The organism is Halomonas sp. AOP13-D3-9, from assembly GCF_052379125.1.
Classification (GTDB): domain Bacteria; phylum Pseudomonadota; class Gammaproteobacteria; order Pseudomonadales; family Halomonadaceae; genus Vreelandella.
Genome location: NZ_JBQSYH010000019.1, coordinates 82,251 through 94,633, shown reverse-complemented (window position 1 = coordinate 94,633; position 12,383 = coordinate 82,251). Strand labels below are relative to the sequence as shown.

The 12,383-nt window shown below is 55.4% G+C and carries 10 protein-coding genes; 7 read left to right on the top strand and 3 right to left on the bottom strand.

Translation table 11 applies throughout. The features are described 5' to 3' along the window. Positions 1–81 precede the first annotated feature (81 nt). The 6 genes from gloB to ACT3UM_RS19635 all read left to right on the top strand — a co-directional run bounded on the left by gloB (position 82) and on the right by ACT3UM_RS19635 (position 7,922). Positions 82–849 carry a hydroxyacylglutathione hydrolase gene (gene gloB / locus ACT3UM_RS19660; protein WP_498901661.1) on the top strand — a complete coding sequence of 256 codons (768 nt, stop codon included), beginning with the start codon at positions 82–84 and terminating at the stop codon, positions 847–849. A gap of 30 nt (positions 850–879) precedes the next feature. Continuing rightward, positions 880–2,079 (top strand): transglycosylase SLT domain-containing protein, encoded by a 1,200-nt coding sequence (locus ACT3UM_RS19655; protein WP_498901659.1) that lies wholly within the window; start codon positions 880–882, stop codon positions 2,077–2,079. A 43-nt stretch (positions 2,080–2,122) separates the two neighbouring features. Beyond that, entirely contained in the window at positions 2,123–4,117 is a 1,995-nt protein-coding gene (locus ACT3UM_RS19650) for an extracellular solute-binding protein (protein WP_498901657.1), read from the top strand. Positions 4,118–4,193: 76 nt separating this feature from the next. After that, positions 4,194–5,267 (top strand): microcin C ABC transporter permease YejB, encoded by a 1,074-nt coding sequence (locus tag ACT3UM_RS19645; RefSeq protein WP_498901655.1) that lies wholly within the window; start codon positions 4,194–4,196, stop codon positions 5,265–5,267. A gap of 2 nt (positions 5,268–5,269) precedes the next feature. Further along, complete coding sequence (locus tag ACT3UM_RS19640; RefSeq protein WP_498901653.1) at positions 5,270–6,346, top strand: ABC transporter permease; 1,077 nt, start codon at positions 5,270–5,272, stop codon at positions 6,344–6,346. Beyond that, positions 6,339–7,922, top strand: coding sequence for an ABC transporter ATP-binding protein (locus ACT3UM_RS19635; RefSeq protein WP_498901651.1), 1,584 nt, complete (start codon positions 6,339–6,341; stop codon positions 7,920–7,922). Before ACT3UM_RS19640 ends, ACT3UM_RS19635 begins: the two co-directional genes overlap by 8 nt. 182 nt (positions 7,923–8,104) lie before the next feature. On the opposite strand, the gene ACT3UM_RS19630 is transcribed toward ACT3UM_RS19635, so the two are convergent. Then, positions 8,105–8,809 carry a pseudouridine synthase gene (locus tag ACT3UM_RS19630; protein ID WP_035583370.1) on the bottom strand — a complete coding sequence of 235 codons (705 nt, stop codon included), beginning with the start codon at positions 8,807–8,809 and terminating at the stop codon, positions 8,105–8,107. Between the two features lie 2 nt (positions 8,810–8,811). Next, positions 8,812–9,639 carry an amidohydrolase gene (locus tag ACT3UM_RS19625; RefSeq protein WP_498901649.1) on the bottom strand — a complete coding sequence of 276 codons (828 nt, stop codon included), beginning with the start codon at positions 9,637–9,639 and terminating at the stop codon, positions 8,812–8,814. 72 nt (positions 9,640–9,711) lie between these two features. On the opposite strand from ACT3UM_RS19625, the gene rarD reads away from it, so the two are divergent. Next, positions 9,712–10,620 carry an EamA family transporter RarD gene (gene rarD / locus ACT3UM_RS19620; protein WP_498901647.1) on the top strand — a complete coding sequence of 303 codons (909 nt, stop codon included), beginning with the start codon at positions 9,712–9,714 and terminating at the stop codon, positions 10,618–10,620. Here the strand turns inward: rarD and ACT3UM_RS19615 are convergent. Further along, on the bottom strand, positions 10,591–12,258 hold the full coding sequence (locus ACT3UM_RS19615) for a methyl-accepting chemotaxis protein (protein ID WP_498901645.1): 1,668 nt from the start codon (positions 12,256–12,258) through the stop codon (positions 10,591–10,593). The genes rarD and ACT3UM_RS19615 overlap by 30 nt on opposite strands. Between the last annotated feature and the right edge of the window lie 125 nt (positions 12,259–12,383).

Genomic DNA, 12,383 nt, shown 5'->3' with positions numbered 1-12,383 from the left:
TTTAACGTCTTTTACGCACCGATTTAGCGCTGATAAGCGCAAAGTTTGATGTGTTTTTTCGTAACTTAAAGGATCTCGTCGATGATGAGCGTGACACCGATCCCCGCCCTTAGCGACAACTATATTTGGCTATTAAGACAAGATAATAGTCAAAGCGTTTGCGTGGTGGATCCCGGTGAAGCTGCCCCGGTGATCGAGTTTCTTGAGCGTGAGTCGCTAACCCTAAACTGTATTCTGATTACCCACCATCATCATGATCATACCGGTGGTTTAGCGGAATTAATTAAACGCTACTCACCCCACGTGATCGGCCCAGCCAATCCTAACATTGCAGGCATTGATGAAACCGTGGGCGACGGCGACGAAGTTCGCATTATGGGCCGTTTGTTTGACGTTATAGAGACACCCGGCCACACGCTGGATCATATCAGCTACTTCACCGCCGGTATCCCTGCGCTACTGTTCTGCGGTGACACACTTTTCTGCGCCGGTTGCGGTCGTTTATTCGAGGGTACGCCGGAGCAAATGTATACCGCGCTGAAAAAATTTGCGGAACTCCCTGAAGATACACTGGTCTTTGCAGCCCATGAGTACACTCAGGCAAACCTAACGTTTGCTCGTGCTGCGGATCCTGAAAACGAAGACGTCAAACACGCTTTGCAGGAGTGTGAGAAGGCGCGGGCATTGGATCGCCCCACCTTACCCAGCACGATAGGACGCGAGCTGAAGATTAATCCCTACCTCCGCGTGGGCACTGATAGCGTGCGCCAGGCGGCAGGTACCCAGGGTGTTAATAATGATGATCTCGCTACGTTCACCACTCTACGCGAGTGGAAGAACCGTTTTTAAGAACGCTATCGAAACCAAACGAATGCCACTATGACCTATCGAACGATTCGCCAGCGCTTAATGCTGAGCGCTGGCAGTACCGTAATTATGGGCCTAATGTTAGCCGCTGCGGCAAGCTCTCAAGCCTCTGCCACAGCCTATGAAAGACCAACTGCATCAACAGGCACCTCAGTAGACGCTACAAAGCCGCGCCCCACGCCGTTCCAGATCCACTTCTGGGAAGCGCTGGAACTGGAACCTCAAGACGCCTGGACAACGCTGCGTAAAAGCTTTCAGTGGCAAGAGAAGTCACTACCCGCTGAGGCCCAAGCGCGAGTAGATGAGTGGATTGAGTACTACCGTTCAAGCCCCGAAAATATTGCCACTATCACCGAACGCGCTACCCCTTGGCTCGCCTGGATTACCCAGCAGGTTAGTGAGCGCGGTCTACCCGGTGAAGTGGCATTAATGCCTTTTGTAGAGAGCTCCTTTGACCCAGGCGCGCGGAGCCACCGCGGTGCCGCTGGGCTATGGCAGTTTATGCCCGGTACCGGGGATGCATTGGGTTTGGTACGTAATAGAAACTACGATGGCCGGTTAGACGTTTTGACCTCCACCGAGGCAGCGCTGGACTACTTGGAAATGCAGGCTGATCAGTGGTACGAAGGTGATCTGATGCTGTCATTAGCCGCTTATAACGCAGGCGCCGGAACCGTTAACCGTGCTCAGCATCAGGCCCAGGCTCAAGGTTTAAACGGCGATTATTGGGATCTCTCGCTGCCCTACGAAACCATGCAGTATGTGCCTAAGCTGAAAGCCATCGCGACGATCATTAACGATCCTCAGGAGTACGGCGTCAGCTTACCGGAAATACACGTTGACCCAGCCTTCGCGAAAGTGAAGCTGACCCACGCGGTGACGCTCTCGGAAGCCTCGCAACTGCTGAATGTCAGTCAGACGGCGTTAGTCGAGCTAAATCCAGGCCTGCTGAATGGCAGTATCGACCCACGCAGTGCTCAGACCCTGCTGGTACCTGAAGAGGTCGACACGCAGATGCTCGCGCAACTCTCACAGGATGGTCGTCAAGCACAAAATGGCAGCGCCGATACCCACCGCGTTGAAAGTGGCGATAGCCTCTCGGCGATTGCAGCCCGGTATAATGTCAACCAGCAAGACCTTATCCGCTGGAATGCGATTGACCGCCCCAGCGCTTTACAACCAGGCCAACTGCTGACACTTTCAGGGCGTTAAATCGGGTTAACATAGTTGGCTTTGTTCACATGGGATGTCACCAATGCCGCGTGGTTTGTTTTTTGCGAAATCGCTTCTACTCATCAGTGGCCTGCTCTTCAACGTATCGGTACTGGCTTCAGAGAGCATCGCTTCAGAGAACGCTGTTTCAGAGGCTATCGTTTCAGAGGCCAGCGCTTCAGAAACAGCGACTAATAGCGATGCGTCTGACACCACCTCCAGCGCCAACGTGGTGGGTGATTTAAATACCGACGCGCATAACGTGGTGCCGGTTGAAACCGTTCACGCGCTATCGCTGTACGATAGCCCCGAGCTACCAGCAGATTTCCCCTACTTCCCTCACGTAAACCCGCAGGCCCCCAAAGGCGGCACCATTACCCATACCGCCGTGGGCAGCAGCTTTGACTCGACAAACCCGTTTATTATTCGCGGTACGCCGGTTACCGGCATTTCACAAATCTACGACACCCTAATGGCCAGCAACCCCAATGAGCCCTTTAGCCTCTACGGCTTACTGGCTGAGGGTGTACGCCTTGATCCAGATAGGCAGTGGATTGAGTTCGACCTGCGCCCTGAAGCACGTTTCCAGGATGGTGAGCCGGTTACGGCCTATGATGTGGTGTTCTCGCTTAACTTGCTCCGCGAAGAAGGCAACCCGTTTTACGCCAGCTACTACGCTGGGGTGGAAGAAGCCATCGCGCTAAACGAGCATCAGGTGCGTTTTACGTTTAACGATACCGAGTCCCGAGAGCTGCCGTTAATCGTTGCCCAGCTACCCATACTCCCCCGCCACTATTGGGAGCCCCGGGAATTCACCTCACCCACCCTAGTCGCGCACCCAGGCTCCGGGCCCTACCGTATTAGCGAAGTCGACCCTGGTCGGCGAATTGTTTATCAGCGCGATGAGAACTATTGGGGTAAAGACTTACCGGTCAACGTGGGTCGTTACAATATCGATCGCATCATTTACGACTACTACCGTGACCGCGACATTGCCTGGGAAGCGTTTAAAGCCGGTCTGACCGATTTTCGTACCGATGCCCGCGCCGCCACCTGGGCAATTGGCTACGACTTTCCTGCCTACGAAGAGGGCTTGGTCAAGCGACTTACCGTGCCGGACGTTAATCCATCCATGATGCAGGCGTTTGTCTTCAACCTGCAGAAGGAGAAGTTTCAAGACCCGCGGGTACGAGAAGCATTGAGCCTTACCTTCGATTTCCCGTGGCTTAATACCAATATTTTTTACGGTACTTACCAGCGCACCGAGAGTTTTTTCCAAAATTCTGAAATGGAAGCCACCGGGCTGCCTTCAGAGGCAGAACTAGCGCTGCTGGAGCCCTTCCGTGAGGAGTTGATAGCCTCCCATGGCTCTGATCGCCTGTTTACCGAGCCGCTGCCTATCGATGAGCCCATCGAGCTACGCGAACGGCTGCGTAAAGCGCTTGATTTACTCCGTGAGGCAGGTTACCGGGTTGAGGACGGCGTGCTGGTCAACCAAGACAGCGGACGACCTTTAAGCCTGGAAGTCTTACTTTACGATTCAGGACTTGAACGGGTGGTTCAACCCATGCTGCGCAATATGGCCCGCCTAGGGGTGCAGACATCGCTGCGTATCGTTGATATTAATCAATATTTAAACCGGCAGCGCAATTACGACTATGACATAGTGATTAGCCATTTCCCTCAGTCGAACAATCCAGGCAATGAGCAGCGCGACTTCTGGACCAGCGCCGCCGCCGAGGCACCGCAAAGTCGCAACCGGATGGCGCTGGCACACCCAGCGGTCGATGCCCTGGTGGAAACGATCATTAGTGCCGATGGCCGTGAAGAGCTGGATACCGCCACCCGCGCGCTGGATCGGGTGCTGCGCTGGGGATTTTATGTGATTCCCCACTACCACTCTGGGGAGACCCGCATCGCCATTTGGGATAAGTTTGGCTACCCCGAGCCGTTCCCAGAGTACGCCATGGATCTGGATGCCTGGTGGGTAGACAGCGACCGTGAAGCAGCACTACAGCGCCGTCAACGCGGACGCTAACACGGCCGCGATGACAACGACTGATTGCAACGGCTTATCCTTAACGGTTTCATCGTCATAAACCTCGGAGTGCTCTGTGGCCCGCTATACCTTACGCCGACTGCTGCTAATGATTCCGACCCTGTTCGGCATCATGCTACTCAATTTTATGATTGTTCAGGCGGCGCCGGGCGGGCCAATTGATCAGATGTTGGCACGTTTTGAAGGCGCTGATGCCATGGCCAGCACCCGCCTGGACATGGGCGGCGCCGACGTTCAGGTCAGCGACGACTCCCGGGGTGCCCGGGGCATTGATCCGCGCTTTATCGAGCAGCTAGAGCAGCAGTTTGGTTTTGACAAACCCGCCCACGAGCGCTTTATCGGCATGATGGCGGACTACCTCACCCTCGATTTTGGTACCAGTTTCTTCCGTGACCGTCCGGTCATCGAGCTGATGATCGAGCGGTTGCCGGTCTCTATATCATTGGGACTTTGGACGACGCTACTGGTCTATTTAATCTCCATCCCGTTAGGCATCAAAAAGGCACTGCGTCACGGTTCCCGGTTTGACGTCTGGTCATCCGGACTAGTGATTGTCGGCTATGCCATTCCGGGCTTCCTGTTTGCCATCCTGCTGATCGTGCTGTTTGCCGGGGGCACCTACTGGGACTTATTCCCTTTACGCGGATTAACCTCGCCTGACTTCGACCAGCTCACTGTCTGGGGTAAGGTCAAAGACTATTTTTGGCATATTACACTGCCGGTTATCGCCGCATCGATTGGCAGCTTTGCCACCCTGACAATGCTGACCAAAAACAGCTTCCTTGATGAGATTCACAAGCAGTATGTGATTACCGCCCGCGCCAAGGGCGCCGACGAGCGGCGCGTGCTTTACGGCCATGTGTTTCGCAACGCCATGCTGATTATTATCGCCGGCCTACCCGCTGCGATGATCGGCATTTTCTTCACCGGGGCGCTGCTCATCGAAGTCATTTTTTCCCTGGATGGACTGGGTCTGCTCGGTTTTGAAGCGGTGATGCAGCGGGATTATCCGGTAATTTTCGGCACCCTGTTTCTATATACCGTGATCGGCTTAATCCTCAAGCTGATTTCCGATTTGACCTACGTGTGGGTAGACCCGCGTATCGACTTTTCGACTCGGGAGTCGTGATAATGGCCGCTTTATCGTCACGCTTATCACCTATCACTCGCCGTCGGCTGGCCGCATTTAAAGCCAATCGTCGTGCCCGGGTGTCACTCTGGTTATTTGCCACGCTGTTTATCGTTAGCCTGTTTGCCGAACTGATTGCCAACGACAAACCGATCATTATGCAGTACGAAGGCCAGTGGTACTTTCCCATGCAGGTGGACTACCCAGAAACCGAGTTTGGCGGCTTCCTGCCGACCCGGACGGACTATCTGGATCCCTTTGTTCAGCAGCAAATTGAAGATCACGGCTGGGCACTGTGGCCTATCATTCCGTTTTCGTATCAGACTCTGGATATGAATATGACCCGCCCTTCCCCGGCTCCACCGGATAGCCGCCACTGGCTGGGCACCGACGACCAGGGGCGGGATGTATCGGCACGGGTCATTTATGGTTTTCGTCTTTCGGTGGCCTTTGCCCTGGTACTCACCGCAGGGTCGTTAGTCATCGGCGTTGTGGTGGGCGGCGTGCAGGGCTACTTTGGCGGCAAAATTGATTTGATTGGGCAGCGCTTCACCGAAATTTGGTCCGGCTTGCCGGTGCTGTTCCTGCTGATTATTTTGGCCAGCTTTGTTCAGCCAGGTTTTTGGTGGTTACTGGGGATTATGCTGCTTTTCTCATGGTTGGGCTTGGTGGATATCGTGCGCGCCGAGTTCCTGCGCGCGCGCAATCTTGAGTACGTGCGCGCGGCCAAAGCCATGGGCTTGCCGTCACGCCTGATCATGTGGCGCCACGTGCTGCCCAACGCCATGGTCGCGACGCTGACATTTATTCCGTTTCTGTTTACCGGTGCCATTGGCACGCTCACTGCACTGGATTTCCTCGGTTTCGGCTTGCCCCCCGGCGCTCCCTCACTAGGTGAACTGGCAGCCCAGGGTAAAAATAATCTTCACGCTCCTTGGCTGGGTATCACGGCGTTTATGACCCTGGCGATCATGCTCTCGCTGCTGGTCTTTATCGGCGAAGGCTTGCGCGATGCCTTTGATCCTCGTCACGTACAGCAGCGCCAAGCTGGGCCTGCCCAGGAGACTCAGCATGCCTAATCCCCTGCTGCGCATTGAACACCTTGATGTCGCCTTTGATGGCAACCCGGTAGTGCATTCACTCTCGCTCACTCTTAATGCGGGTGAAACCCTGGCAATTGTCGGTGAGTCCGGCTCGGGTAAATCGGTATTGGCGCTGGGTATGGTAAATCTGCTGCCCAGTAACGCTAGCGTTCAGGGCGAACGCTGGCTGGGTGATACCAATCTGGCCACTTTAACGGAAACTGAGTGGAACGCTATACGCGGTAATCGCGTCGGTTTTATCTTCCAGGAGCCGATGACCTCGCTCAACCCGCTACATCGCGTGGGCAAGCAGATCGGTGAAGCGTTACGGCTGCATCAAGGACTGCGCGGCCAGGCGGCCCGTGAGCGCAGCAAAGAGCTGTTAGAACAAGTAAAACTACCGCGCCCGGACGAACTGCTGGACGCCTGGCCCCACCAGCTCTCGGGTGGGCAGCGCCAGCGGGTAATGATCGCCATGGCGATTGCCAACAACCCCTCACTGCTCATTGCCGACGAACCCACCACCGCCCTGGACGTGACGGTACAGCAAGAGATTCTGGCTCTACTGCGTGAACTGCGCGATCACCATGGCATGGGTATGCTGTTTATCAGCCACGACTTAAACCTGGTGCGCCGTTACGCAGATCGCATCTGCGTAATGTACCAGGGCCGTATTCAGGAGATCGGCCCGGTGGAGCAGGTCTTTCAGCATCCGCAGAGTGATTACACCAAAGCGTTACTGGCTGCCGAGCCGGAGGGTCGGCCCCAAGCCATTGAGCAAACAGCGCCGCTATTAACCGCTCGTCAGTTAAGCGTCAGCTTTAAGCGCCCTAAAACCGGCTTATTTAAGCGCCAGCCGCCCGCTTTTGTAGCCGTTCAACCAACCGATTTCCATATTGCGCCGGGAGAGACTCTGGGCATTGTGGGCGAGTCCGGTTCGGGTAAAACCACGCTGGCCTCGGCGGTCATGCGACTGGTTACCAGCCATGGCGAGGTTAGCCTTGGTACCGATAAGCTAAGTTCCCTGACCGGCGATGCGTTGCGCCGTCAGCGCCACAGGCTGCAGATGGTGTTCCAAGACCCCTATGGCGCCCTCTCACCCCGTATGCCGGTGTTCGATATCGTTAGTGAGGGCCTGCGCTTTCACTACCCTCACCTCACCACTGAAGAAGTCGCCCAGCGGGTTAATCAAACCCTGCACGAGGTAGGTTTGCCCGAAAGCTGTGCCGCCCGCTATCCCCACGAGTTCTCCGGTGGTCAGCGCCAGCGCATTGCAGTAGCCAGAGCGATTATCCTAGAGCCGGAGCTGCTGGTACTTGATGAGCCGACCTCAGCGCTAGATCGTACCGTGCAGAAGCAGTTAGTCGCGCTACTGCGTGACCTACAGGCGAGGCGGCAGCTTAGCTATCTGTTTATAAGCCATGATTTAGCCGTTGTCCGCGCCATGGCACACCGCATTATGGTGCTCAAGGATGGCGAAGTGGTCGAACAAGGCCCCTGCTTAGAGGTGCTTTCAGCGCCCCAGCACGCTTATACCCAAGCGCTGATTGCCGCTGCCCACCTAGCCCCTTAAGACGAAGCAACGGCTAACGGAACTGCTGTAAGGCAGTTTCCGCTCACGACTTTCCACCTGATTCGCACAATCTCCAGGCAATAACGTGGGGCGAAAACATAAGATAACGGTATAAATATTAAATTAAAAATAAAGCCGCTCACCCATTGAGGAAGCGGCTAAAGCAGACCTTAAACCGGCACTCAGAAAAGCGCGATTTCGTCGCTGGTTAATTCCCGCCACTCGCCAGGCGCCAGGTTCTCATCCAGCGCTAAATCGCCGATGGAACTTCGGTGCAGTGAGTTCACATGGTTTCCCAGGGCGGCAAACATCCGCTTCACCTGGTGATAGCGCCCTTCGGTAATGGTGAGCTCCGCCTGGGTAGGCGAAAGAAGTCTTAACGTTGCAGGTTGGGTCGGTGTCTCTTCCCCATCCAGCATCAGGCCATCGGCGACCTGGCCAATCGCCCACTCCGCCGCGGCGCCTTCCATGGGTTCCGCTAGCTCGGCGATATACACCTTGGCGCAGCGATGGCGCGGAGATGTGACGCGGTGAGACCACTGACCATCATCGGTTAATAGCAGTAAGCCCGTGGTATCTACATCTAACCGCCCTACCGGCTGCAACCGATCCGCTTTGGGTAGATCAATTAGATCGATTGCTCTTTGGTAGAGACCGCGGCGGGCGTTACATTCAACGTCGACGGGCTTGTGCAGCATAATGTAGCGAACGCCTACCAGCGCTAGCCGCTCGCCGTTGAGTACCACCACATCATTATCGGTATCGATTTGGGTCGCCGACTGTTTGATCGGCTCACCGTTCAGGGTCACTTCGCCATTTTTGAGTGCCCGCTTGGCGAGGCTGCGGGTTAACGGTGAGGTTTCACTCAAAAAGCGATCAAGGCGCATCATTAACCCACTCCTGGCAGCAGCTTAAAATGGTCGGCATCTTGCCAGGCAGGAAATTTTTCACGAAAAGCATCAAGGGCAGTTTTATCCAGCGTGCCCGTCTCTATAAACGGGGTATGGGCAGGTTTATCAATTAACGCTTCGCCTTTGAAGTCGACCAATAAGGAGTCACCGCTGTAGGCAAGTCCTTTGGCATCCTCTCCAACGCGATTAACGCCAATCACATAGCTTAGGTTCTCTACCGCACGGGCCTGTAGCAGCGTGCGCCAAGGGTGACGACGCGGTGCTGGCCAGTTGGCAATACACAGCAGCGCATCATACTCGAAATGCTCTCCCTCTGCTGGCTGCTGGCGCATCCACACAGGAAAACGCAGGTCATAGCAAACGCTGAGCAGCAGTTTAAAGCCGTTGAGTTCCACCACTTTGCGCTCACTACCCATGCCATAGCGCTCATGCTCACCGGCCATACGGAACAGGTGGCGCTTGTCGTAGTGGGTTAAGTCGCCCTCTGGGGTGGCCCAGATCAAGCGATTATAAAACTCGCCTTGCTCTTCAATCGCCACGCTGCCCGTCATCACGCAGTTACGCGCCTTCGCCTGGGCCTGTAGCCAAGCAACGCTTTGGCTCTCTGCCATCGGCTGGGCCATCTCGCGGGAGTTCATGGTAAAGCCAGTGGCAAACATTTCCGGCAATACAATCAAATCCGTATCGCGGCCATCCAGTTCGCCTAGCAACTGTTCAAGATGGGCGTGGTTGGCCTGGGGGTCTTCCCAGCGCAGGTCGCACTGCACTAGTGTGCTGCTAAGTTGGCTGTTCCCAGAGTCACTCATTGAACACCTCCATTCCGCCAGTGTGATTGCAAAGTTTATGCTAGATTAGCATCTTTAAATAATGAGGCTGCTATGCTTCCTACTCCAACACGCGATCCCGCTGCCGTCAAAGGCGTTATGTTTGGGCTAACCGCCTACACTATGTGGGGCTGCTTTCCGCTCTTTTTTGCCCTGTTTGACGGCGTTCCCGCCTTTGAAATATTGATTCACCGTATCATTTGGGCGTGTCTTTTCTTGGTCGGCTTGATTACCTTACTGCGCCGCTGGCCGCCGGTGGTCACTGCACTGGGTGAACCCAAGCGGCTTGGCCGCGTGTTGGCCTGCGCGCTATTGATTGCGTTTAACTGGGGTATCTATATTTATGCAGTGGAGTCTAAGCAGGTACTGCAGGCAAGTTTGGGCTACTTCTTAACGCCGCTAGTGAATGTCGCCCTGGGCATGCTGGTGCTGCGGGAAGTGATGGCAAAGTTGCAGTTGGTCGCCTTGGGGCTGGCCAGCGTGGCCATTGCCATCCAGTTTGTGATGCTGGGTGAACTGCCTTGGATTAGCCTGATGCTGGCGTTAAGCTTCGGCAGTTATGGGCTGTTTCGTAAGCAAGTGCCGCTGGACGGCCTATCGGGGCTGTTTGTGGAGACCCTGCTGCTCTTCCCCCTCGCCCTAATTGCCTTGGCCTGGTTAAGCTTGAACGATAATTCACATTTTTTACAGAACACTTCAACCACCAGCTTACTCATCGCCAGCGGTGCCTTGACCGCGCTACCACTTATGGCTTTTGCAGGCGCGGCCCGCCGACTACGTTTGGCTACCCTGGGGTTTTTGATGTACATCAACCCCAGCATTCAGTTTCTGATTGCCTTAACCGTGTTCGGCGAGCCCTTGGGCCTTATCCAGTTGGCCACTTTTGTGCTGATTTGGATCGGGCTCGCGCTTTATTCCTGGTCGGCGTGGCAATCACGCCCGCGCTACTCGGCGACCAGCTAACGCAAGCGCTGGCGTTGCGCTAGTAGCGGCGCCTGCTTCAAGTGCAGGCGCCGCTACAGTCTCCCGTTCAGGCTGGTAGCCAACCCGGAAACCGCCCCAGTGCTTACCCTGTACATACACCGGTACCGAGAGGTCGTGCATGATCTCGCCGGTGTCGCGCTTGTAGGTTTGCAGCAGTAACGGCTTTTCATGAGCGCCACAGCGGCTGCCGGTAGGGTCATCGAAAATGCGTTTGTTGCGGCAGAATTTTAGATCGTGGGCGTAATCACCGGTTGGCGCGAGGCTAACTGCCTTGTTATGGGTAGGCACATAGCCTTTACGGTCACAGGCAATGGCGTAGCTCAAACCTAACTGAGTGAGCAAAGGCTCCTGCAGATCAGGTAGATACCTGTCGGTGAAACTATCAAAGCCGGTTGTATACTGTGGCGGCTGCGTACCCGGAATCTGTTCATACTGGGGCTGGAACAGGTGGGTATCTGAAAGCTCCCCGTTGGCTATCGCTTTTTCCAGCAACTTGCCCAATTTATTGGCCGTTGAGCGTGCCGCGCGGAACACCTGCTGGTGGCGCCCTTCTAAATGCTGTTGAGCCAGTTCCCCATCGACGCCTTCTGCGGCTTCCATCAGCGCCCGCGCCTGCTCGGCCAAATCGTGCATATTGCGGTTGCCTTCATCCACATCATCTTCTAGCTGGCTAAGACCATCCGCCACGGTTTGGCTATGCTGGCGTGTGTTCTCCATCGCATCCGCAACCCGGGTAATTTCGCTCTGCACCTGATCGAATTCCTGGGTCATTGTCCCCAGGCTATTGCCGACCACTTGCAGTCCTTTGGAACGCTCGCTGATGCGGGTCATTAACTGGCTCATGGTAGCGACCACCGATTGACCACTCTGGTGCATATCCTTAACTAATTCATCGACGCTCTGGGTCGCGGTTGAGGTCTTTAGCGCCAGATTACGCACTTCACCCGCGACTACCGCAAACCCTCGCCCGTGCTCCCCCGCACGTGCTGCTTCAATTGACGCATTGAGCGATAGCAGATGGGTCTGCTCGGCGATATCCTCGATCATGGAGGTGACGCTGCGCACGCGCTCAATTTTATCGTTCAGCGCAGTCAGCATTTCCAATGCTTGGTTGGAACGGTCGGCCACGTCGCTCATATCCTGGATAATATCGTCCAGCTCAGCATGGTTGTGATGGCTAGCTTCTCGGGCGCTCTCTGCCAGTGCCGCCACTTGGCTGGCGCTGGCACTGACCTGCATAATGGCCGCATTAATCGCCGTCATGCTCGATGAAGCCTCACGGGCCATGGCCTCTTGCTTGGAAAGGCGCTGATCCATCAGGTCGGCATAGTGTGACACTTCTGCCGAGGCAATCGCGGTACTGCTGGCGCGATTCATTAACCGGTACGCCATACCACGTAACGAACGGTAGTCACGAAGGGGCTTAAAACCACGCTTGCGCTGCTCAAGGCGACGTTGGTCGGCCCGATACACGCCTTCAAACCCACTGAGCATTACAGCGCCGCCCCCCAGTGCGGCGAAGAGGAGCGCAAGATAAATCCAGACACCGCCCTGTACGACAAGACCTACGGACAGCGCCAACAAAATCCCCGGAACTAACAATCGCAGCAAGCGCATGAGCAGTACTCTTTTTATTGACGTTATTGAGTATCGACAACCCTATTTGAGGGGGCTTAACTCCCCTTTGTGGCTAAGCTTAGCGTGTTACGCTAATGAAAGAAGTAGCACTTTGGGGGCAGAAC